General features: G+C 58.2%; 21 protein-coding genes, 4 tRNA genes and 1 riboswitch. Of the genes, 7 read left to right on the plus strand and 18 right to left on the minus strand.

Translation table 11 applies throughout. The features are described 5' to 3' along the window. The first annotated feature begins 1 nt into the window (after nucleotide 1). Both LRO94_RS21920 and LRO94_RS21925 read left to right on the plus strand, forming a co-directional pair. Nucleotides 2-598, plus strand: coding sequence for a tail assembly protein (locus LRO94_RS21920; protein WP_179179977.1), 597 nt, complete (start codon nucleotides 2-4; stop codon nucleotides 596-598). Further along, nucleotides 595-1,179 carry a tail assembly protein gene (locus LRO94_RS21925; protein ID WP_179179976.1) on the plus strand — a complete coding sequence of 195 codons (585 nt, stop codon included), beginning with the start codon at nucleotides 595-597 and terminating at the stop codon, nucleotides 1,177-1,179. Before LRO94_RS21920 ends, LRO94_RS21925 begins: the two co-directional genes overlap by 4 nt. Nucleotides 1,180-1,231: 52 nt before the next feature. Here the strand turns inward: LRO94_RS21925 and LRO94_RS21930 are convergent, their stop codons facing one another. Then, nucleotides 1,232-1,879, minus strand: coding sequence for a hypothetical protein (locus LRO94_RS21930; RefSeq protein ID WP_179179975.1), 648 nt, complete (start codon nucleotides 1,877-1,879; stop codon nucleotides 1,232-1,234). A 174-nt stretch (nucleotides 1,880-2,053) separates the two neighbouring features. On the opposite strand from LRO94_RS21930, the gene LRO94_RS21935 reads away from it, so the two are divergent. Next, on the plus strand, nucleotides 2,054-2,689 hold the full coding sequence (locus tag LRO94_RS21935; protein WP_179179974.1) for a recombinase family protein: 636 nt from the start codon (nucleotides 2,054-2,056) through the stop codon (nucleotides 2,687-2,689). A 222-nt stretch (nucleotides 2,690-2,911) separates the two neighbouring features. Here the strand turns inward: LRO94_RS21935 and LRO94_RS21940 are convergent, their stop codons facing one another. Together LRO94_RS21940 and LRO94_RS21945 are read right to left on the minus strand one after the other, a co-directional pair. Next, nucleotides 2,912-3,934: a hypothetical protein gene (locus LRO94_RS21940; protein ID WP_179179973.1), complete on the minus strand. Its 1,023-nt coding sequence runs from the start codon at nucleotides 3,932-3,934 to the stop codon at nucleotides 2,912-2,914. A gap of 189 nt (nucleotides 3,935-4,123) precedes the next feature. Beyond that, nucleotides 4,124-4,200 (minus strand) — tRNA-Arg (locus LRO94_RS21945). A 326-nt stretch (nucleotides 4,201-4,526) separates the two neighbouring features. On the opposite strand from LRO94_RS21945, the gene LRO94_RS21950 reads away from it, so the two are divergent. The 3 genes from LRO94_RS21950 to LRO94_RS21960 all read left to right on the plus strand — a co-directional run bounded on the left by LRO94_RS21950 (nucleotide 4,527) and on the right by LRO94_RS21960 (nucleotide 5,661). Further along, entirely contained in the window at nucleotides 4,527-4,754 is a 228-nt protein-coding gene (locus LRO94_RS21950) for a hypothetical protein (protein WP_032886764.1), read from the plus strand. Between the two features lie 11 nt (nucleotides 4,755-4,765). After that, nucleotides 4,766-4,945 (plus strand): PA3371 family protein, encoded by a 180-nt coding sequence (locus tag LRO94_RS21955; protein ID WP_032886763.1) that lies wholly within the window; start codon nucleotides 4,766-4,768, stop codon nucleotides 4,943-4,945. 389 nt (nucleotides 4,946-5,334) lie between these two features. Then, nucleotides 5,335-5,661, plus strand: a complete 327-nt coding sequence (locus LRO94_RS21960) for an Arc family DNA-binding protein (protein WP_003175643.1) — start codon at nucleotides 5,335-5,337, stop codon at nucleotides 5,659-5,661. Between the two features lie 108 nt (nucleotides 5,662-5,769). On the opposite strand, the gene mgtE is transcribed toward LRO94_RS21960, so the two are convergent. The 8 genes from mgtE to ltaE all read right to left on the minus strand — a co-directional run bounded on the left by mgtE (nucleotide 5,770) and on the right by ltaE (nucleotide 13,510). After that, entirely contained in the window at nucleotides 5,770-7,212 is a 1,443-nt protein-coding gene (gene mgtE, locus LRO94_RS21965; protein WP_032886762.1) for a magnesium transporter, read from the minus strand. A gap of 339 nt (nucleotides 7,213-7,551) precedes the next feature. After that, nucleotides 7,552-7,628: transfer RNA gene (locus LRO94_RS21970), tRNA-Arg, on the minus strand. Between the two features lie 72 nt (nucleotides 7,629-7,700). Beyond that, nucleotides 7,701-7,777, minus strand: a tRNA-Arg gene (locus tag LRO94_RS21975). Nucleotides 7,778-7,885: 108 nt separating this feature from the next. After that, nucleotides 7,886-7,976 (minus strand) — tRNA-Ser (locus tag LRO94_RS21980). Nucleotides 7,977-8,038: 62 nt separating this feature from the next. Further along, nucleotides 8,039-8,227 (minus strand): carbon storage regulator CsrA, encoded by a 189-nt coding sequence (gene csrA, locus LRO94_RS21985; protein WP_003175645.1) that lies wholly within the window; start codon nucleotides 8,225-8,227, stop codon nucleotides 8,039-8,041. 175 nt (nucleotides 8,228-8,402) lie between these two features. Continuing rightward, nucleotides 8,403-9,644 carry an aspartate kinase gene (locus LRO94_RS21990; protein WP_032886761.1) on the minus strand — a complete coding sequence of 414 codons (1,242 nt, stop codon included), beginning with the start codon at nucleotides 9,642-9,644 and terminating at the stop codon, nucleotides 8,403-8,405. Nucleotides 9,645-9,740: 96 nt separating this feature from the next. Further along, nucleotides 9,741-12,359 (minus strand): alanine--tRNA ligase, encoded by a 2,619-nt coding sequence (gene alaS, locus LRO94_RS21995; protein WP_032886760.1) that lies wholly within the window; start codon nucleotides 12,357-12,359, stop codon nucleotides 9,741-9,743. Between the two features lie 146 nt (nucleotides 12,360-12,505). Next, entirely contained in the window at nucleotides 12,506-13,510 is a 1,005-nt protein-coding gene (gene ltaE / locus LRO94_RS22000) for a low-specificity L-threonine aldolase (RefSeq protein ID WP_032886759.1), read from the minus strand. A gap of 191 nt (nucleotides 13,511-13,701) precedes the next feature. Next, a riboswitch (FMN riboswitch) is annotated at nucleotides 13,702-13,871 on the plus strand. 97 nt (nucleotides 13,872-13,968) lie between these two features. Between ltaE and LRO94_RS22005 the strand changes: the two genes are divergently transcribed. After that, a complete protein-coding gene (locus LRO94_RS22005; protein WP_095185700.1) occupies nucleotides 13,969-14,478 on the plus strand; it encodes a 6,7-dimethyl-8-ribityllumazine synthase in 510 nt (169 codons plus the stop codon). 133 nt (nucleotides 14,479-14,611) lie between these two features. On the opposite strand, the gene astE is transcribed toward LRO94_RS22005, so the two are convergent. The 7 genes from astE to LRO94_RS22040 all read right to left on the minus strand — a co-directional run bounded on the left by astE (nucleotide 14,612) and on the right by LRO94_RS22040 (nucleotide 22,425). Continuing rightward, nucleotides 14,612-15,616 (minus strand): succinylglutamate desuccinylase, encoded by a 1,005-nt coding sequence (gene astE / locus LRO94_RS22010; RefSeq protein WP_032886757.1) that lies wholly within the window; start codon nucleotides 15,614-15,616, stop codon nucleotides 14,612-14,614. Between the two features lie 11 nt (nucleotides 15,617-15,627). Further along, nucleotides 15,628-15,918: a hypothetical protein gene (locus LRO94_RS22015; protein WP_003214319.1), complete on the minus strand. Its 291-nt coding sequence runs from the start codon at nucleotides 15,916-15,918 to the stop codon at nucleotides 15,628-15,630. Between the two features lie 24 nt (nucleotides 15,919-15,942). Then, nucleotides 15,943-17,289, minus strand: a complete 1,347-nt coding sequence (gene astB / locus LRO94_RS22020) for an N-succinylarginine dihydrolase (protein ID WP_095185702.1) — start codon at nucleotides 17,287-17,289, stop codon at nucleotides 15,943-15,945. 156 nt (nucleotides 17,290-17,445) lie between these two features. Next, nucleotides 17,446-18,915, minus strand: coding sequence for a succinylglutamate-semialdehyde dehydrogenase (gene astD / locus LRO94_RS22025; protein WP_179180117.1), 1,470 nt, complete (start codon nucleotides 18,913-18,915; stop codon nucleotides 17,446-17,448). Then, complete coding sequence (gene astA, locus LRO94_RS22030; protein ID WP_032886754.1) at nucleotides 18,912-19,937, minus strand: arginine N-succinyltransferase; 1,026 nt, start codon at nucleotides 19,935-19,937, stop codon at nucleotides 18,912-18,914. Before astA ends, astD begins: the two co-directional genes overlap by 4 nt. A gap of 51 nt (nucleotides 19,938-19,988) precedes the next feature. Then, entirely contained in the window at nucleotides 19,989-21,008 is a 1,020-nt protein-coding gene (gene aruF / locus LRO94_RS22035; RefSeq protein ID WP_179179972.1) for an arginine/ornithine succinyltransferase subunit alpha, read from the minus strand. Nucleotides 21,009-21,204: 196 nt separating this feature from the next. Then, nucleotides 21,205-22,425, minus strand: a complete 1,221-nt coding sequence (locus tag LRO94_RS22040; protein ID WP_122764452.1) for an aspartate aminotransferase family protein — start codon at nucleotides 22,423-22,425, stop codon at nucleotides 21,205-21,207. Between the last annotated feature and the right edge of the window lie 190 nt (nucleotides 22,426-22,615).

Raw genomic sequence — 22,615 nt, forward strand, 5'->3', positions numbered from 1 at the left:
CATGGCCGCCACAGCAATTGAATATGCCCCACTCACCACTATCAAGCTGTGCGGGCAACTACGGCAGTTCGGTAAGTCCTACCAGTTCTCCGTCCGCACGCCGGCCGAGGCGATCAAAGCATTGTCAGTGCAGATCCCAGGGTTTGAACGGTTTCTGTCAAACGCAAAGTCTCGCGGGCTCGTGTTCGCAGTCTTTCGAGGCAAGAAAAATATCGGTGAGGGTGAGCTTGGATTTCAAGGCAAAGGCGACATCATCATTGCCCCTGTGATCGTAGGCAGCAAACGCTCTGGAGTTCTGCAAACCGTCATCGGCGCCGTGCTGATCGCAGCCTCATTCTTCACGTTCTGGGCGCCCCCGGTATCAGCTGGGCTGTTTGCATCAGGAGTGGGTATGGTCGCCGGCGGCGTAATCCAAATGCTCAGCCCCCAGGCTGGCGGCCTCAAGACGAGCGCAGCACCAGAAAACACGCCGGGATATGCGTTTGGCTCCGCTCGGAATACCACAGCCTCCGGCAACCCGGTACCGCTTTGCTGCGGCCACCGCCGCTGGGGTGGCGCGATCATCAGCGCTGCTATTTACGCTGAGGATCGGGTATGACTGCCATCGAATATGCACCGCGCACGACCATTCTGCTCAGTGGCTCACTGGCAAAGAAATACGGCCGTCGACACACCTATGCTCTGTCCGCTCATGGCGATACCAGGGAGGCGCTGAGGGCGATTGATGTGAATCACCCGGGCTTTCTGAGCGACATCGCGCGAGCAAGGTCTATCGGCCTGGAGTTCGCAATTTTCCGCAACAGGAAGAACGTAGGCGAATCCGAGTTGACTCTCGGCGGGGCCAGGGAAATAAGGGTGGTTCCAGTGATCACCGGGAGCAAGCGCGCCGGCATACTCCAGACCATCGTAGGCATCGTGTTGATCGTGGCCAGCGCATTTACCAACGGCGCAACGCTTGCCCCTGGGATTGCGCTCGTGGCTGGCGGCGTCATTCAGATGCTCAGCCCCCAGGCCGGCGGCCTCAAGACTAGCGCGGCGCCCGAGAACACCCCGGGCTACGCCTTCGGCAGCGCCAAGAACACCACGGCCTCCGGTAACCCGGTACCGCTCTGCTACGGCAAGCGGCGGGTAGGAGGTGCAATCATCAGCGCCGCGATTTATGCGGAGGACCAGGTATAAAACCAACGGAACGATACACAGAACACCACCGCTAGGCTGGCGCCAGATCACATCAAACTATGTATTTCCTCTCAAGGCCGTCGAGAAGCGAACTCATCCTATCAACCCGGTCATCAGCTTCTGAAAGATACTCTTCAACTTTCTTTTCTGACCTTTTCCCGACGATGCCAAAGATGCCACGATCAGGATCAGGAGCGGGCTTTCCAATCTCAATTGCGAGTTTTTGGATAGCCTTTTCTAAACTGGCAGCACGATCCTGCCAATCTGTTTTTTCCTTAACCACGACTTTGTCCAACAAAATACATTGATGTTTAAACTGTAAAAAAGCTTGGCCAAGCGGCGTACCGCTGATTTCGTCCGCAATCTGCACTTGCGTCCTACTACCTCGATTAACGAGGTCTGCGCGACTGAGGTAAAGACTACCGGAGCTTTCAATCTGCCTAAGGGCGACCTGAGCGTCCCAGATGACACCCAAGGCCTTTCCATAAATAATCTGATTCCTCCAGGCGCTTAGCCCATGAAACGCAATTCCACCAACGACGATTGCAGCGATGGCCTGTATCAAAGACGCAAAAGAGCTGACAAAGGCAAAAGCCTTGTCAGCGCCGCCATCTCCGAGCCGCCCAAAAAATACTCCCCCCGCTAAAACAAATAACGCAATTACTGCGCAGTAGAAACCGACGGCATAAGGATTTTTCATATTGGTAATTCAATGCTGGAGAGCGCGGAATCATAATGACATCACAAGTATTTCACTAGGGTATGCCTATCCAGATACAGGCTTATTTTGCCTTTCTCGGGCTTTTCGCTTGATAAGTAACACCCAAAGTGCAACAGTATTAGTAGAACGCCCTAACTGATACAGGCACCCATCATGTTCATCCGCGCATACCTCCGAGCATCCACCGAAGAGCAAGACGCCGGCCGGGCCCGCGCCTCGCTCGAGCAGTTCGCCAGCGACCATAACAAGGTCATTGCGAGCGTGTACCTGGAGAACGCCAGCGGCGCCACCGCCGACCGGCCGGAGCTGCTGCGCCTGCTCAAGGATGCCCGCAAGGGTGACGTGTTGCTGGTGGAGTCGATTGACCGCCTATCCCGACTCCCAGTGGAGGACTGGCAAAAGCTCAAGGCCGCGATCGACTCCAAGGGCCTGCGAATCGTCGCGCTCGACCTGCCGACCAGCCACCAGGGAATGCAGGACACCAAGGGCGACGAGTTCACCGGGCGGATGCTGGGAGCGATCAACTCGATGCTGGTGGAGATGATGGCTGCGATTGCGCGCAAGGATTACGAACAGCGGCGCGAGCGCCAGGCCCAGGGCATAGAGAAGGCAAAGGCCGCGGGCAAGTATCAGGGTCGGCCAGTCGATGCAGACCTGCATAAGCGCGTCACCGAGTTGCTCGGCACGGGACTAGGTATTAGGGCAACCGCACGTCACGCTGATTGCTCGACGACTACAGTGCTAAGAATTCGCGACCTACACGCATCAGAAAACAAAAAGACCAGCTAATGCTGGCCTTTTTTGTCGCTGAAATACTGTTAAGCGACCTCAATCATCCCGTTTCGAAACGTAGTCGAACACCCTTTCACCGAGGTGCTGGGTTGCACAGGAGGGCGGGAATCCTGCAGCGAAGGAATTGCGCCACTGCGATCAGAGCAAGCAAAAGAACCGGCAAAGCTGCCTCGCTCTTCCTGCGTTTTTGAACCAATCTGACCGGACGAATCGCGATTGCTATAAATCATGAGAATAACCCGTGTGGTTATGTACCAATTTTGGCTCATTGAGCATGACGAATTTCTCGCCCCTCTTGAGCACCCCGATGTGAGTCCTTCCACCTACGGTCGCTACACCACTTGCGAAGCGTTGCATTCCTGACTGCAAATTAACCAAAAGCTCCGCTAAATCGACGGCATACTGTGCAGGTAAATTTCCAAAGTCAATACGAGCAACACTGTCCCACCATGGTAGCTCAACAGGAGAATCTGGCGTGGCAAACGTGAATCCGTCAGGTATTTCGCCACCTGCAGCTCTCAATTGATCGGTAAAAGCTTGGACAATCGCCGGCGCCTGGCTGGCCATTAATTGACCAACGGTCACATTAATTTGATCTGCAAGCCTGCCATCAACCCCAACGAGCAGCCGTTCAACGAAATCCGACTGCCCAGCAAAACAGGTTCCCGAACGACTCCTCCAAGCGAACTGCTCTTCAAACGTCAAAGCGCTGACCGATAGCTTGAACACCTTACTAGTAGCATCATCCGTGCCGTAACCGCCCACGATGAACTGAAGGTCTGGAAAATAAGGTCTTAGCTCTTCTGGAGCGGTCGCATATTCGACCTCGGCCTCCCACTCCTGCCGAACGTGTGCCAAAAATGCCTCAACGACGGCTTGAACAGTACGAAAGGTAGCTCCCTCTCCAGCGTTTTTCTTTTTGAAGCGGTTGGCCACTCCCGCAATCGTAACCCCGCAAAGGGTGGCCATCCCAGAAGTGACTGCAGCCACGGTAGTGTCCTCGTCTTCATAAAGACAAAACATCTTCTGTGCGCCACCGAATACATTGGTTACGTAAGGTCTCAACTCCGCGGCAGAAACCACTTTATGGCCTGTCGCATCAATCAATTCGTTCCCATCAGCATCTCGGGCAAAGCCGCCCCCGTTCCGGAAAGGCAAAATTGCTTGCTCTACCTGGCTTGAAAGGCTGTCACACCCCAGGACGATTGCATCATAAGTGGCGATTGCGATGTTAATAGTCAACCTAGGCACCCCCCTATAAGCACGAGATTGGTCTGCGCCCTGCGAGTGTAGGCAATGTTCGGCTGAAGAAAGGGACGGATATGAGGATGAAGAGAGTTTCTAGGGCGAGAGGCTTGGATTCCTGCACCCACCATGCACCCATGGATGCATTTAGAGGAATCAAAAAAACGCTACGAGGCAGGGAATATATGGTGTCCCAGGGCCGGTTCGAACGGCCAACCTTCCCCTTAGGAGGGGGATGCTCTATCCAATTGAGCTACTGGGACAAATGACAGCCGTCGGGCCAAGGGCATTGCGACGGACGGCGTGCATGTTAACGGCCGAGTTAGGTTTTGTCATGTCGTCCGTGGGCTTTTTGAGTGTAGGAGGATCCGCGCCCCGGAGGTTGCGGTTTCGACCCGCAAATACGGGCACTCAGGCCAATCGTGCAAAATGCACTCCCCCAAAATGCCAGCATTGCAAATTGCAAGCCTTTGACATCTTTATAAATACCTAAACCATTGATTTTATTGAACTAATAGATTGGCACGACACCTGCAATACTTCTCCCATACCACCCCTTCAGCCACGGCGTTAAGCGGAGAACATGACCATGAACAGTGCCCTTTTGTTAACCCTTAACGCCATCGCTCTGGCTACGCTGGTCACATTCCATTTTCAGTCGGCGGGCGATAATGACCCAGCACAGATCAGCCAGGCTGTTCCGCACCACTTGCAACAACGCCCGCAGCTGGCAGTCATGACGCCGAACGCGCAATCCCCGGTACGCTTGACTCAAGGCACTCAGGCCGCCCCGGCCTCCGAACACTGGGTTTTTTAAGGTAACCGCTCATGACCAAAACTGCCTGGCTTTTTCTGTGCCTGACCACTGTCACTGGCATCTACGGCTTGGGTGCCGAGTCCCAGGACACTCAACTCAACGCACTGATTGCGAGCGGTGTCTGCGCCTGCATTCTACTGCTGACCCTTGTTATGGGTCGCCGCATCAAATTCGACCCGGTTTTGCGCTGACCCCCTCCCCCTTCGTCCTACCTTATGTCGCCTCGCCCTAGTAAATCGGCAAATTGCCACTAGTCTTAAAGACAGGGGCAAAAGGCCACTTTGCTATACGATGTGCCGCCCGAATGCCCCGTTGCGGCCCGTTCTACGGGAAGATCGTCAAGCGCCCCTCTCGCAGAAAAGTTTTCCAACCAGTCCGCAAAAATGCAAATCAGTGCTGGCATAAAGCCTTTAGGCAGTTCAATATTTGTCACAGAATTGACGCCAAGGAACTGGCAAATCTGAGGCATGATGCGGCCTCTTTGCAATTCGGGTTGAACTTTGGTCGTGAGTCTTGTCTTAACTCTCATCGCTTGCGGCCAATTCCAAAAACCGCTCCCCTGAACTAACCGGTTAAATATATGCGCCCATTGAAACAGGCAATTTATTCCAGCCGTACGGCTGACAAGTTCGTCGTACGTCTGCCAGACGGAATGCGGGAACGCATTGCCGAGGTGGCTCGCAATCATCACCGCAGCATGAACTCCGAAATCATCGCGCGCCTGGAACAGAGCCTTATTCAGGAAGGTGCGCTAGGTGACGAGTTGAGCATGCGCCTGGATAGTCCTGAGCTGTCACTGCATGAACGCGAACTGCTGCAGCGTTTTCGTCAGCTCTCCCATCGCCAACAAAATGCCCTCGTCTCGCTTATCGCGCACGACGTAGAGGCGGCCGCAGAAGCCAATTGATCTGCAACTGAAAGCCGAGGCCAGCCATGTGCTGGCTTTTTTTTGCCCGGATTTTAGAAAGATAACGCGAGGCTGGGGGGGCAAATTTGCCCCCGCCGTCGGAAGGGATCAGAGCAGGAAGATCGTCGCCAGACCCAGGAAGATAAAGAAGCCGCCACTGTCGGTCATGGCGGTGATCATCACGCTGGCGCCCATGGCTGGATCTCGGCCGAGGCGCGCCAGGGTCATGGGGATCAGCACACCCATTAGCGCTGCCAGGAGCAAGTTGAGCGTCATAGCGGCGGTCATCACCACCCCCAGCGACCAGCTGCCATAGAGCAAGTAAGCCACCAGACCAATCACACCACCCCATACCAGGCCGTTGATCAGACCCACTGCCAGCTCCTTGCGCAGCAGGCGGGAAGAGTTGGCGGTACTCACCTGATCCAGCGCCATGGCGCGTACGATCATAGTAATGGTCTGATTACCGGAGTTACCGCCAATACCTGCCACAATCGGCATCAACGCAGCCAAAGCCACCAGTTTTTCGATAGACCCCTCAAAAAGCCCAATCACACGAGAGGCTATAAATGCCGTGATCAGGTTCACCGCCAGCCAGGCCCAGCGGTTATGCAGCGAACGCCAGACCGACGCAAAAATATCTTCCTCTTCACGCAAACCCGCCATGTTGAGGACTTCGGTTTCACTCTCTTCACGAATAAGGTCGACGATTTCGTCGATGGTCAGACGGCCGATCAGCTTGCCGTTCTTGTCGACCACGGGCGCCGAGATCAAGTCGTAGCGCTCAAAAGCCTGCGCCGCGTCGTAGGCGTCTTCGTCCGGATGAAAACTGACGGTATCGCTAGCCATCAGGTCAGCAACCCTTTTTTCAGGATCGTTGACCAGCAGCCGCTTGATCGGCAGCACGCCCTTGAGAATGCCTTCGTAGTCAACCACGAACAGTTTGTCGGTATGACTCGGCAGCTCTTTCAAACGACGCAGGTAACGCAACACCACTTCAAGGCTGACATCCTCTCGGATGGTGACCATCTCGAAGTCCATCAGCGCGCCGACCTGGTCCTCGTCATAGGACAACGCGGAGCGCACGCGCTCACGCTGTTGGCCGTCGAGTGCCTCCATCAGCTCATGGACAACATCACGGGGCAGCTCAGGGGCCAGGTCAGCCAGTTCGTCGGCGTCCATTTCCCTGGCCGCAGCCAGGAGCTCGTGATCGTCCATGTCGGCGATCAGGGTTTCACGAACAGAATCGGATACTTCGAGCAGGATGTCGCCGTCGCGGTCGGCCTTGACCAACTGCCAGAGGGTCAGTCGATCATCGAGCGGCAAGGCTTCGAGAATGTAGGCAACGTCGGCGGAGTGCAGATCATCGAGCTTGCGCTGCAATTCGACGAGGTTTTGCCGGTGAACCAGGTTTTCGACGCGGTCGTGGTTTGGACCTTCCTGACGATGCGTAAGGTCTTCGACCACGCGCTGGCGCTGCAGCAGCTCAATGACTTGAGCCAAGCGATCTTGCAGGCTTTCTTGTGTTTTCTTTACTTCTACTTCGGTCATAGGCGAACTCCACTCCCAGCAGCGGGGCACGCCGGAAGGATCAATCAGTCAATTCATGATTGGTAAAGCGGGGTACTGAGTAACTACTGGGTAAGTCCATGGAGGTATTCCACAAGCCCCGGCGGGGCTGACGGGCGCAATGATACACCGACCGACCATCTTAAATGTCAAAAAACTGGAAAGAACAAGCGCTTGCGAGCCAAAGCTGAGTATTGGCTGCATCTTAGAACTGCGACGCCACGGCGCGAAGGGAAAACACACAAGGAAGGAGAAAAAGATAAAGTCCGACACAAACCCCAGACGGCAAAAAGCCCGCACTAGGCGGGCTTTTTGTTTGTATGGTGCACTCGACAGGATTCGAACCTGTGACCGCTCGGTTCGTAGCCGAGTACTCTATCCAGCTGAGCTACGAGTGCAGATTGTGTTTTTAGACCAGATCACAACTGGTTGAAGCCAAGTTAACCGCATTACTGCAACTAACTCTTAAATGGTGCACTCGACAGGATTCGAACCTGTGACCGCTCGGTTCGTAGCCGAGTACTCTATCCAGCTGAGCTACGAGTGCATTTGTTGCCGCGCATTATAGGCCGTTCAATCTCTATGTAAAGCTATTTTTTCGTTAATTTTCAACAACTTACCGAAAAAACCAGATTGCAACGTACTAAGCAAATAATGGCGGAGAACGGGGGATTCGAACCCCCGACACCCTTTTGAGGTGTACTCCCTTAGCAGGGGAGCGCCTTCGGCCACTCGGCCAGCTCTCCGCAACACGGGGCGTATATTAACCACGTTCCTCCCCGTTTGCAAACATAAAAAACGATAAAAATTAAAGGCTTGGTTCTTCGTCCTTCTCTTTCTTGATCCGCAGGTAGATTTCCTCGCGGTGGACCGCTACCTCTTTCGGAGCATTAACCCCGATACGTACTTGATTGCCTTTGACGCCGAGCACGGTCACGGTGATTTCGCCATCACCGATAATCAGGCTTTCTGCGCACCGACGAGTCAGAATCAGCATACCTTTCTCCTCACGCATTTCATTTCAGGAACAACAGTCTGCAAAAAAAAGGCGTTCGACCTACGACCCGAGAGTCATAGCCCTAACGACCTAAGTATTGTCGAGCGCACACAAAAGACCATGCGCCCTACAAAAAAAGGAAAGGCGCGGTAGACCGCGCCTTCCTGGCACTACATCACTCGCCCTGTCGGGCCGGAGCGTCTAGCTCAAACGCGGTATGCAGCGCGCGCACAGCAAGCTCCAGGTACTTCTCTTCGATCACTACCGAGACTTTGATTTCAGACGTGGAGATCATCTGGATATTGATGCTTTCCTTGGCCAGAGCCCCAAACATACGGCTGGCAACGCCGGCATGGGAACGCATGCCCACACCCACGATCGACACCTTGGCAATCTTGATATCGCCGACCACTTCACGGGCGCCAATCTCGCTCGCGGTGTTCTCCAGGATTTTCAATGCCGCATCGTACTCGTTGCGGTGCACAGTGAACGTGAAATCGGTGGTGTTATCGTGCGAGACGTTCTGCACGATCATGTCGACTTCAACATTCGCATCACTGATCGGGCCCAGAATCTTGAAGGCCACGCCCGGGGTGTCTGGCACGCCACGGATCGTCAGCTTGGCTTCATCGCGGTTGAAAGCGATGCCGGAAATGATCGGCTGTTCCATGGATTCCTCTTCATCAATAGTAATGAGGGTGCCCGGACCCTCTTTGAAGCTGTGCAATACGCGCAGCGGAACGTTGTACTTGCCGGCGAACTCCACCGCGCGGATCTGCAAAACCTTGGAACCGAGGCTGGCCATTTCCAGCATCTCTTCGAAGGTGATCTTGTCCAGACGCTGGGCCACGGAAACGACACGCGGGTCAGTGGTGTAGACGCCATCCACATCGGTGTAGATCTGGCACTCATCAGCCTTGAGAGCTGCCGCCAGGGCCACGCCGGTAGTGTCCGAACCGCCACGCCCGAGGGTGGTGATGTTGCCGTGTTCATCCACACCCTGGAAGCCCGCTACAACTACCACGCGGCCAGCTTTCAGATCAGTGCGAATTTTCTGATCATCGATCTGCAGAATACGCGCCTTGGTGTGCGCACTGTCGGTGAGGATACGCACCTGGCTGCCCGTGTAGGACACCGCAGGCACGCCACGCTTGTTCAGGGCCATGGCCAGCAAGGCGATGGTCACCTGCTCACCAGTAGAGACGATCACGTCCAGCTCACGCGGGAGCGGTTGCTGGTCGCCACTGATTGCCTTGGCCAGCTCGATCAAGCGATTGGTCTCGCCGCTCATGGCCGACAGCACCACCACCAGGTCGTCGCCAGCATCGCGGAATTTCTTAACCTTGTCGGCAACCTGCTCGATTCTTTCGACAGAGCCGACCGAGGTGCCTCCAAATTTCTGTACGATCAAAGCCATTTCTAAGCCGCCTCAGCCCGTAAAGGGGCGCCTAAATATCCAATCAACCAGCACCGAACAAGCCCGCGACTAGACCACGGGCCAGTTAACAGCGCCTTAAATACCTGCCTCGACAAACGGCACGGTCAGGGCCAGGGCCGCATCCAGAGCACCGGCATCGACACCACCGCCTTGCGCCATGTCCGGACGACCACCGCCCTTCCCGCCCACCGCCGCGGCGGCTTGCTTCATCAAATCACCGGCCTTGAGTTGGCCAGTCAGGTCTTTGGTTACACCGGCAACCAGAACGACCTTATCCTCATGGACACCGCCGAGCAGGATCACTGCGCGGCCGAGCTTGTTCTTCAACTGATCGACCAGGGCCAACAGCGCCTTACCATCCTGACCATCCAGGCGCGCCGCCAGGACTTTCACGTCCTTGACGTCCACCGCAGAAGACGACAGATCGTCGCCCGCCGCACTGGCTGCCTTGGCCTGCAACTGCTCCAGCTGTTTTTCCAGAGCACGGTTACGCTCCAGCACGGCGGACAGCTTGTCGATCAGGTTGTCGCGGCTGCCCTTGACCAGGCTGGCCGCTTCCTTGAGTTGTTCTTCGGCCGCATTGAGGTAGGCCAGGGCCGCAGCGCCAGTCACCGCCTCGATACGTCGCACACCGGAGGCCACACCGCCTTCACTGATGATCTTCAGCAGGCCAATGTCGCCCGTGCGATTGGCGTGGATACCACCACACAGTTCCACCGAGAAGTCGCCGCCCATGCTGAGTACGCGCACGTTGTCGCCGTACTTCTCGCCGAACAGTGCCATGGCGCCCTTGGCCTTGGCGGTCTCGATATCGGTTTCCTCGGTTTCAACCGGGGTGTTCTTGCGCACTTGTGCATTGACGATATCTTCCAGGGCCTTGATCTGCTCCGGCTTAATCGCTTCGAAGTGGCTGAAGTCGAAACGCAGACGCTGGCTATCGACCAACGAACCCTTCTGCTGGACGTGCTCACCCAGCACCTGACGCAATGCAGCGTGCAGCAAGTGAGTGGCCGAGTGGTTCAAGGCGGTTGCATGCCGTACTTCGGCATCGACCTGCGTGTCCACTGGCGCGCCGACCGTCAAGTTGCCCAGCACCAACACGCCGTGATGCAGGAACGCACCGCCGGTCTTGGTGGTGTCACGCACTTCAAAACGACCCGATGTCGAGCTCAGGAAACCACAGTCACCGATCTGGCCGCCCGACTCGGCGTAGAACGGCGTCTGGTCCAGGACCACAACGGCTTCGTCGCCTTCATTTAGAACGTCGACCGACTTGCCATCTTTATAGAGGGCAACGATCTTGGCCGAGCCAAGGGTCGCCTTGTAGCCAGTGAACTCGGTAGGCACATCAACTTTGACCAGGGTGTTGTAGTCCAGGCCAAAGGAGCTGGCGGAACGAGCACGTACGCGCTGGGCTTCCATCTCACGCTCGAAGCCGGCTTCATCAATGGTCAGCTCGCGCTCACGGGCGATATCAGCGGTCAGGTCCATCGGGAAGCCATAGGTATCGTAAAGCTTGAACACCACATCGCCCGGCACCACGGTGCCTTTGAGCTCAGCCAGGTCCTGTTCCAGGATCTTCAGACCGTGCTCCAACGTCTTGGTGAACTGCTCCTCTTCAGCCTTGAGCACGCGCTCGATGTTGCCCTGCTGCTGCTTGAGTTCTGGAAACGCTTCGCCCATCTCGGCCACCAAGGCGGCAACGATTTTGTAGAAGAAGCTGCCGGTGGCGCCCAACTTGTTACCGTGGCGGCAGGCTCGACGAATGATGCGGCGCAGCACATAGCCACGGCCTTCGTTGGACGGCAGCACACCGTCGGCAATCAGGAAGCCGCAGGAGCGAATATGGTCCGACACAACCTTGAGCGAAGACTGGCCCTCATTGGCGCAACCAATGGCCGCCGCCGACGCGCTCAGCAGGTTGGTAAACAGGTCGATTTCATAGTTGGAGTGAACGTGCTGCATCACCGCACTGATCCGCTCCAGGCCCATGCCGGTGTCCACCGACGGCGCCGGCAGCGGATGCAACACGCCATCGGCGGTGCGGTTGAACTGCATGAATACGTTGTTCCAGATCTCGATGTAACGGTCGCCGTCTTCTTCCGGCGAGCCCGGCGGGCCACCCCAGATGTCGGCGCCGTGGTCGTAGAAGATCTCGGTGCAAGGGCCACATGGGCCGGTATCGCCCATCGTCCAGAAGTTGTCGGAGGCGTAGGGCGCGCCCTTGTTGTCGCCGATGCGAATCATGCGCTCGGCAGGCACACCGATTTGCTGGGTCCAGATGTCATACGCTTCATCGTCCGTCGCGTAGACGGTGACCCAGAGTTTTTCCTTTGGCAGCTTCAGCACGCCGGTCAGGAAGGTCCAGGCGAAGGTAATCGCATCTTTTTTGAAATAGTCACCGAAGCTGAAGTTACCCAGCATTTCGAAGAACGTGTGGTGACGGGCGGTATAGCCGACGTTTTCCAGGTCACTGTTCTTGCCGCCGGCACGTACGCACTTCTGGCTGCTGGTGGCGCGGGTGTAGGCGCGCTTTTCCTGGCCCAGGAAGCAGTCCTTGAACTGGTTCATCCCCGCGTTAGTGAACAGCAGGGTTGGGTCATTGCCTGGGATCAAAGAGCTGGAGGCGACACGGGTGTGACCTTGCTCTTCGAAGAAGCGAAGGAAGGCTTCACGGATTTCTGCGCTTTTCATTAGGTTCTTCCACGGAGGCTGCGGCCAAAGGCCAGTGCGCAACATCATCAGACGGAGCGACGGCAAAAGGCCGCATTATATCGGCCCTTTGCCGGGGGTACAGCGTGTTTATGCGATAGAGACGCTCAATTAGACGGTCTGCACGATCATTTGCGCGAAAATTCGACGAATGTCGCGAGCACCTGCTCGATCTGCGCCCGGCTGACATCCAGATGAGTGACCATACGCAGGCGTGGCGCGGCGCTCAACTTGATCCCGCGCTCGGCAGCAAAGGCCTTCAAGGCCTGGGCCTGATCGCCGATCTGCACGTAGACCATGTTGGTCTGCACCGGCTCGACCTCATACCCCGCTTTGCGCAGCTCTTCGCCCAGCCACTGAGCGTTGGCGTGGTCATCAGCCAGGCGTTGCACCTGATGATCCAAAGCATACAGCCCCGCCGCAGCCAGGGAACCGGCCTGGCGCATACCGCCACCGACCATCTTGCGCAAACGCCGGGCCTTGGCGATCAACATCGTAGAGCCGCACAGCACCGAGCCGATGGGGGCACCTAGCCCCTTGGACAGGCACACCGACACCGAATCGAAATGCTGGGCGATCTCCCGCGCATCCACCCCAAGCTTGACCGCCGCGTTGTAGATTCGCGCGCCATCCAAATGGAGGGCCAAGCCATGTTCACGGGTAAACGCCCGCGCCTTGGCCAGGTATTCCAAGGGCAGCACTTTGCCTTGCATGGTGTTTTCCAGAGCCAGCAAGCGGGTGCGGGCGAAGTGGAAATCGTCCGGCTTGATCGCGTCCCGTACATGGTTCAAATCCAGGGAGCCATCCGCCTGCACTTCCAGCGGCTGCGGCTGGATCGAACCCAGCACCGCTGCACCACCGCCTTCATATTTGTAGGTGTGGGCCTGCTGGCCGACGATATATTCCTCGCCGCGCTCACAATGAGCCATCAACGCCAGCAGATTGCTCATGGTGCCGGTGGGCACGAACAACGCCGCAGCAAACCCAAGGCGCTTGGCCAATTCAGCTTCCAGCAGATTGACGCTGGGGTCTTCACCGTAGACGTCATCGCCGCTGACGGCAGTGGCCATCGCGTCCAGCATGCCGGGGGTGGGTTGGGTCACGGTATCGCTGCGCAGGTCAATCACGGTCATGAAACAGGCCTCTAACAGGTTGAGTACGTCCTTTTATCGATGATTACTGCGGGCAAAGCCCCGGAATATCAAGCCCCGTTTACATTCAATCGAATACCAACCAAACAAACCGATATAGGTTATCGATACGGCGTCCGTGCAGTTTTTGAAAAACCATGTTAAAAATCTCCCCGCCGCCAGGGTTCTGGTGGCAACGTTCTCAGGGCGGGGTGTAATTCCCCACCGGCGGTAATTACACGCAATGTGTATAGCCCGCGAGCGCTTGGCGCCTCGAACTGCTCACGCGGGACGGCGACAAGGTCAGCAGACCCGGTGTGATCCCGGGGCCGACGGTCATAGTCCGGATGAAGAGAGAACGGGATTGAGACCTAAGGGCCGCGCGCCTATTGACGCATGCGTACCCTTAAATCCCATTCGATTCATAACGCCCTGTTTTTTTCTTAAACAGGAGTCAGAACATGCAACCCACCGCTATCGACAGCAAAAGCAAAAACCACTACGGCGAGCGCGTCGCGTTTATCCAAGCCTGCTGGCACAAGGATATTGTCGACCAATCCCGTAAAGGCTTCCTCGCCGAAATGATCGCCCAGGGCTACCAGGAATCGGACATCGATTTCTTCGAAGTCGGCGGCGCCTTTGAAATGCCCCTGCACGCCAAGCTACTGGCCAAGACCGGTCGTTACGCCGGTATCGTTGCCGCCGCGCTGGTGGTGGACGGTGGTATCTACCGTCACGAATTCGTCGCCCAATCGGTGGTCAGCGGCCTGATGCAGGTGCAGCTGGAAACTGAAGTGCCGGTGTTCTCGGTATCGCTGACGCCGCATCACTTCCACGCGGGCAGCGAGCACCACGCGTTCTTCCATGATCACTTTGTGCACAAGGGCCAGGAAGCGGCGAAGACCTGCGCAGATACCCTGCACAAGGTACGGGCGATCCGTCGTAGCGAGCCACGGGCGGTAGCGGTCTAAGCAACACTGCAAAACAAAATGTGGGAGGGGGCTTGCCCCCGATAGCAGTGTGTCATTCAGCTCATCTGTAGCTGAGACACCGCCATCGGGGGCAAGCCCCCTCCCACATTTGCATCCGGTTACGCCTTGAGACCTATGCCAGGCCAGCGTCCGTGGTCGGCACAATCAATATCCCTGCCCGCAAACCATTCTTCACCTTAGGGTTGGGGAAGATGATGCGTGCGCCCTCCTCCTCGATCACCCAACGCGTCTTGGCCACATCTTCGGCCAGCAGATAACCCTTTTCCAATTCCGAAAAGTTTTCCACGTCAGCCGGCAAGTGCAGCAGGAAAGCATCACTGTGCTTGATGACTTCACGCGACACGGCGAACAGTTTCAACCCGTCCAGGCTGTCAGTCTCAGGCTCCGTGCCTTCGATGATCTGTTTGAGGCGCAGCTCCAGGCGGGAAACATTCACCCCTTGGTTCTGCCCGAATGGCCGCGCCTTGCCCAGTTCCAGGGTGAAAGCTTCGGCGTCCAGTTGCTCATAGGTAAACGCCGTGAAGGTGATCGATGTCTTGTTCTGCAGTAGCACCGCTTCCATGCCGGCAGCGTTCAAACGCGCCAGTTCGCGACGCGAATGCTGGCGCCCGTCTTTCCAGGGGTACAGGGCGAACTGCTCAATCTTCGAGCCGCGAATGGCGGTGTGCAAATCGTAATGCAGGCGCGAACGGCCAGGCTGGCTGAAGAAGCTACGGGCCAGTTGTTCAAGCTCGGCGGCGCGCATGGCTTCGGGGCCGATGTTTTTTTCGTGACGGCCGTTGAACAGCCGGTTGACGTCCAGTTCGAGGTAACGCTCGCCGCGGCGCATCGCCTCGGGGTTGCCGAACAGGAACAGAATACGAGTGCGGGGTTTGATCTCCCCACGGGCGATGCCATGCAACAAGCGGTCGAGCAGTTCGATCGGCGCGGTTTCGTTGCCATGGATGCCGGACGACAGCAGCAGGTCGCTGCCATTGTCCCGTGCTTCAGGAGGACGCACTTCAAGCGCGCCCTCGCTGAGCCAGCGCATCTGCACGCCGTCGACAGTCGATTGAATTTTTTGCGCCGGTTCACGACCGGCGAGGGTCAGTTCAAGCAATTTGCCGAGGGCGAGCATACGCAGCTTCCTTAGTGGTTGCAGCCTGGGCCGTGGACGTGATCGTCGTCATCACCTTCAACGTCGGCCGGTTCCATTTCCAGCTGCAGGCTCATCAGGTTGGTGGCCAGTGGGCGCATCAGCAGGTTGGCGTATTCGGCATCGCCTTCTTCGACGTCCACACCGATCAGCAGTTGGCCACGGCCGTCGTGCTGGATCCAGATTTCCTTGCCCTGCCAGACCACGGCGACGCGGGTGCAGGAGGTTTCCAGCTGGGTGCCGTCGGTGTCTTCAAGGATCAGCTTTAGGGTGTCGGTGGTCATAAAATAGTTCTCAGCCGTGCGGCGTTAATTGATCTGGAAAGGATAAACCGAGCCCAGTTTAAGGATTTGCGTCAGTTCATCCAGTGCCGTCCGGCACTCAAGCAGCAACTGCGGGTCAGCCAGGTCGGTTTCACGCAGGCTGTCGCGGTAGTGTTTGTCGACCCATTGGGTCAGCGTGTCGTACAACGGCGCGGTCATGATAACCCCTGGATTCACCGCCGCCAGTTCCGTTTCGTTCAGCGCCACGCGCAAGCGCAGGCACGCCGGGCCGCCGCCGTTCTGCATGCTCTGCTTGAGGTCGAAGACCTTCACTTCGCGGATCAGCCCACCCGCAGCGGTCAGGCCTTGCAGGTAATGCCACACGCGCTCATTGGCGCGGCACTCTTCTGGCACGATCAACAGCATCGAGCCGTCAGGTCGGGTCAGCAACTGGCTGTTGAACAGGTAGGAACGCACTGCGTCCTCGACGCTGACCTGGGCGCGCGGCACGCACACCGACTGGAAGTTGCCGCCCACTTTGCCCAACTTTCCTTGCAGTTCGGCGAGCATCTGTTCGGTATTGAGGAACGCATCCTCGTGATAGAACAGCACTTCGCCGTTGCCCACCGCGATCACGTCGTTGTGGAACACACCCGCATCAATCACGGCCGGGTTCTGCTGGGCGTAGACCACGCCGTCGTCTTTCAAACCGTGCAGACGGGCGACGGCCTGGGAGGCTTCGAGGGTCTGGCGTGCCGGGTATTTCTGGGGGGCCGGGTAACGGGGATCGAACGCGCTGCGGCCGAACACAAAAAACTCTACCCCCGCCTCGCCATATTCACGGCAAAAACGCGTGTGGTTGGCCGCGCCTTCGTCGCCGAACTGCGCCACCGCCGGCAATGCGGCGTGATGGGCAAAGTGTTTCTGGTCAGCAAACATCGCGCCCAGCACGCGGCTGGTGGTCGGGTGTTCAATGCTGCGGTGGTACTTGCAGTTGAGGTTGGCGGCGGTGAAATGCACGCGACCATCCGCCGTGTCGGCGCTCGGGCTGACCGTGGCGGCGTTGGCCACCCACATGCTCGACGCAGAGCAACTGGCGACCAACAACGGCATGGCCTGCTTGGCCGCCTGCTGGATCACCTGGGCATCGGTCCCGCTGAAGCCAAGGCTGCGCAAGGCGGCCACGTCCGGGCGCTCTTGGGGCGCGAGTACGCCTTGCACAAAGCCCATGTCCATCAGGGCTTTCATTTTTTGCAGGCCCTGCAACGCTGCTTCCTTGGGGTTGGAATGCTGCTGGCTGTTGCTCTGGGACGCGACGTTGCCGAAGGACAAACCGCCGTAGTTATGGGTCGGCCCCACTAGACCGTCAAAATTGACTTCATAGGATTTCATCGGCGAGGCTCCACGAACATCTGTTTTTATAGGCATCAAATTACTTGAATACACCACTGAACCCCTGTGGGAGGGGGCTTGCCCCCGATAGCGGTGGATCAGTCACCTGATTCATCAACTGACACACCGCCATCGGGAGCAAGCCCCCTCTCACATTTAGATCAGCGTAATGCCGGGGGTTAGCGTGGCCGGCACCACCAGGCTTGGCGTTTCAAGCGACGCCACCGGGTACGCACAATAATCCGCCGCGTAATACGCACTGGCCCGATGGTTGCCCGACGCCCCCACCCCACCGAACGGTGCGGTACTCGCAGCGCCGGTCAGTTGTTTGTTCCAGTTGACGATCCCGGCGCGGCTTTCCAGCCAAAATTGCTGGTAACGCGCCTCGGAGTCCGACAACAAACCGGCGGCCAGGCCGTACTGGGTGTTGTTGGCCTCGGCAATCGCCGCCTCAAAATCAGCGTAGCGGATCACCTGCAACAGCGGGCCGAACAGTTCTTCGTCTTCGCGCTCGGTCACACCGGTCACGTCGATGATGCCTGGGGTCAGCAAAGCGGCCTGATCCTGCGGCTGGGTCATTTCCAGCAGCGCGACAGCGCCATTTACCAGCATCAGCTCCTGGGCATCCATCAGCGCTTTCGCAGCGCCAAGGGAAATCACCGAGCCCATGAACGGCGCCGGTTGCTGGTCGAACGCACCGACTTTAATCGTCGCACTCACCGCCACCAGCCGCGCCAGCAATGCATCGCCCCAGGCGCCTTCCGGTACCAGCAGGCGACGGGCGCAGGTACAACGTTGGCCGGCAGAGATAAACGCCGACTGGATAATGGTGTAGACCGCCGCATCCACATCAGCAACTTCGTCCACCACCAGCGGGTTGTTGCCGCCCATTTCCAGGGCCAGGATTTTGTCCGGGCGTCCGGAGAACTGCTGGTGCAGGTGATTGCCGGTACGGCTCGAACCGGTAAAGAACAAACCGTCGATGCCTGGGTTGGCCGCCAACGCGATACCGGTTTCCCGCGCACCTTGCAGCAGATTCAACACACCCGCCGGCAGACCGGCTTCGATCCAGCACTGCACGGTCAGCTCGGCGACTTTGGGGGTCAACTCGCTCGGCTTGAACAGCACGGTGTTACCCGCCAACAAGGCCGGGACGATATGCCCGTTGGGCAAATGCCCAGGGAAGTTGTAAGGGCCAAACACCGCCACCACACCGTGGGGCTTGTGGCGCAACACGGCGGTGGCGTCACCCAGGGGGCCGCTCTTCTCGCCAGTACGCTCCCGGTAGCTTTGCACCGAGATCGCAATTTTGTTGGCCATGCTGGTGACTTCAGTGGCCGATTCCCACAACGGCTTGCCGGTTTCCTCACCGATGCAGCGGGCGATTTCATCGGCGCGACGTTTAAGGGTCGCGGCGAAGGCTTCCAGCACGCTGATGCGCTCTTCCAGCGAACGCTTGGCCCAGGCCGGGAACGCCTGGCGCGCGGCCTGCACAGCGGACTCGACCTGCTCGGCAGTGGCGCCGTTGCCGGCCCACAGCACGTCTTGAGTCACCGGGTTGCGTGATTCAAACAACTCACCCTGGCCAGACAGCCAGCTACCTGCGATATACAGCGAATTCATTATTTCGACTCCCGAGCAGCAGACAACGGTACAGCGCGCACTTGATCACCCACCACCAGTTGCAGGCGTTTGGCGGTCTGCGGATCGACCACCAGCGTGCCTGCCGCCAGGCGGGCCGGTGCGGCGGTGATGCGGCACTCTTCGCGCTTGCGGTTATGGATCAGGAACGGCGTGGCGTCGTCCCCCGGCGTGCCGATGGCCAGCACCAGCGACTGGCTGTCGCGCACCGCACGGATTTTGCTGGTCTCACACTCCACTGCCGGGCCGGCGTCGAAGATATCGACATAGCCCTGGTAGCTGAAGCCTTCGCTCTTGAGCATGCTCAGCGCGGGTTCGGTGTCCGGATGGACTTTGCCGATCACGTTGCGCGCGTCTTCCGACAGGAAACAGCTGTACAACGGAAACTTCGGCATCAGCTCGGCGATAAACGCCTTGTTGCCCACGCCGGTGAGGTAGTCAGCCTGGCTGAATTCCATCTTGAAGAAGTGACGACCCAAGCTTTCCCAGAACGGCGAACGCCCGGCATCGTTAGACACGCCGCGCATCTCGGCAATGATCTTGTTGCCGAACAACTGCGGAAACTCAGCGATAAACAACATGCGCGCCTTGGCCAACATGCGGCCGTTGAGGCCGTTGCGGTAGTCGGCGTGCAGGAACAACGAGCACAACTCGGAATTGCCTGTGAGGTCGTTGGCCAGGAACAGCGTCGGAATCTCGCGGTAAATGTTCAGTTCCTGGGAGGCGCTGACGGTCAGGCCCACTCGGAAGTTATACCAAGGCTCACGCAGGCCAACGGCGCCAGCGATGGCGGAAATCCCCACCACGCGGCCTTCGTCGTTTTCCAGCACGAACAGGTAGTCCGCATCGCCACGCCCGGCGTCGCCGCGAAAGGTTTTTTCCGCCCAGCCAACCCGATGGGTCAGGCGCTCTTCGTTGGCCGGCAAGGTCGTGAGGCCGGTGCCGGTGCTGCGCGCCAGATCAATCAGGGCCGGTAAATCGCTGCTGCGTACGGGACGAACGATCATGCTATCTCCTCAGACGGGCCGCTGTTGTCAGCCACCCGCGAAACTCAGTCTTTATACCGCTACCAAGCGCACACTCGCGCCTTCGCCAACGCCCAAGGCTTCGGCAGTTGCCAAGTCCAGGGTCACCGGTTTGCCGGGCGCGTAGTCCAGCTCCAGCATCACCGCACGGTAATCCTGCAACTGCGCGTTGCTCACCAGGTATTGGCGGCCGACACCCTTGACCATCTCGCCGATCTTCACCGGAACCACGCGGCTCTGGGCAATAGAGCGAATGCCCGAAACCCGTGCATGCAGCGTGGGGCCGCCATCGAAGATGTCGATGTAATGGTCGGTCTCGAAGCCCTCGCGCATCAGGATGTCGAAGGTAATCTGCGCACGCGGGTGCACCTGGCCCATGGCTTCCTGGGCTTCGTCCGGCAACAGCGGTACGTAGATTGGGTAGTGCGGCATCAGCTCGGCGAGGAACGTACGGCTTTTCAGCCCGCACAGACGCTCGGCGGCGGCGTAGTTGAGGTCGAAGAAGTTACGGCCGATGGCATCCCAGAACGGCGAATCACCGTTCTCGTCGCTGTAGCCGACAATCTCGGTCACCACCGAGTCGGCAAAGCGCTCGGGGTGGCTGGCGACGAACAGCAGGCGGCCACGGGAATTGAGTTCCGACCACGGCGAACCGACCAGCTCGGGCACCACGTAGAAACTGGTAAGCAGGCTGTTGCCGGTGAGGTCGTGGCACTGGGAAAGCACGTGGATCTTGTTGTGGATCTTCAGCTCGCGCGAGGCGTGCACGAAGGTCTCGTTACGAAAACTGTAGAAAGGCTCCGAGTAGCCGGCCGACGCGACGATGGCCGAGCAACCGGCGAGCTTGCCGGTCGCGGTGTCTTCGAGCACGAAGAAATAGCTTTCTTCACCGTTGAAACTTACCTCGGCCGCGAAGGACGCTTCGCTGGCGGCGATCTTGTCGCTGAGGCGTTCCACATCATCCGGCAAGGAGGTGACACCAATCGGGCTGTCCGCAGCCAGACGCTGTACCTCGCCCAGATCAGCCATTTGCGCGGGGCGCATCACCAGCATGGTGTCACTCCTTAACTCTAAAACTCATAGGGGAAAATTACCGGACATAGCTGGAACAACCATATTCCAATGTGGGAGGGGGCTTGCCCCCGATAGCGGTGTATCAGTCACCGGATGTATCAACTGAAAGACTGCTATCGGGGGCAAGCCCCCTCCCACATTTTTGACCCAGTCCGGCCGGCAGAAGGTGTAGTTATCAGGCTTGTGTCAGGGCTTTTACTGCACGTTCGAAGCGATCCAGGCCTTCGTTGATGTCCGCTTCTTCCACCACCAGGCTCGGCGCGAAACGCACCACGTCCGGACCGGCTTGCAGGATCATCAGGTTTTCTTTCTCGGCCGCGTTGAACACGTCCTTGGCCTTGCCTTTAAACGCATCGCTCAATACGCAACCGATCAGCAGGCCCATGCCACGCACTTCGGTGAAGATGCCGTACTGCTTGCCGATCTGTTCCAGGCGCGCCTTGAACTGGTTGTGTTTGGCGTTGACGCCGGCCAGCACCTCAGGGGTGTTGATCACGTCGATGACCGCTTCGGCCACCGCACACGCCAGCGGGTTACCGCCGTAAGTGGTGCCGTGGGTGCCGACCACCAGGTGCTTGGCCAGGTCTTCGCGGGTGAGCATCGCCGCGATCGGGAAACCGCCGCCCAGGCTCTTGGCGCTGGTGAGGATGTCCGGCGTCACACCGTAGTGCTGGTAGGCAAACAGGTGGCCGCTACGGCCCATGCCAGTCTGCACTTCGTCGAACACCAGCAGCGCATTGTTGGCGTCGCACAGTTCGCGGGCGCCTTGCAGGTAAGCCAACTCGGCCGGCAGTACGCCGCCTTCGCCCTGGATCGGTTCGAGCACCACGGCGCAGGTCTTGTCCGACACGGCGGCTTTCAGCGCAGCCAAGTCGTTATAAGGAACGTGGGTGATGCCGGTGATTTTAGGACCGAAGCCATCGGAGTACTTCGACTGACCACCAACGTTGACGGTGAACAAGGTACGGCCGTGGAAGCTGTTCAGCGCGGCAATGATCTCGTACTTCTCGGTACCGAAACGGTCGAACGCCACGCGACGGGCCAGCTTGAACGCGGCCTCGTTGGCTTCGGCGCCGGAGTTACAGAAGAACACGCGCTCGGCAAAGGTGGCGTCAATCAGCTTATGGGCCAGGCGCAGGGCCGGCTCATTGGTGAACACGTTGGAGACATGCCACAGCTTGTTGGCCTGTTCGGTCAACGCACCGACCAGCGCCGGGTGGGCGTGGCCCAACACGTTGACCGCGATGCCGCCGGCAAAGTCGATCAGCTCGCGACCCGCCTGGTCCCACACACGGGAGCCTGCGCCACGCACGGGGATGAATGCGGCAGGTGCGTAGTTGGGAACCATGACCTGGTCGAAATCGGCACGTTGCACCGGGGCTTGCTCAACGGACATCGGAGTCTCCTGAAGAGGAACGCCTGCCTGGAACTGGCGGGCGATGCAGGGATTGTAAGGACAGTTTTCAGAGCGGCCTTGCCGCCAAGCGACAACTTCTTATAGCGCCAACCCGCGTTTTCAGCGGGTTTACGCCAATGCGACAAATAGCGTCGCAAAGGCGCAGTTTAAACCGTGCGCAGGCCTCGTG

The organism is Pseudomonas sivasensis, from assembly GCF_021391435.1.
In the GTDB taxonomy this organism is placed as follows: Bacteria; Pseudomonadota; Gammaproteobacteria; order Pseudomonadales; family Pseudomonadaceae; genus Aquipseudomonas; species Aquipseudomonas sivasensis.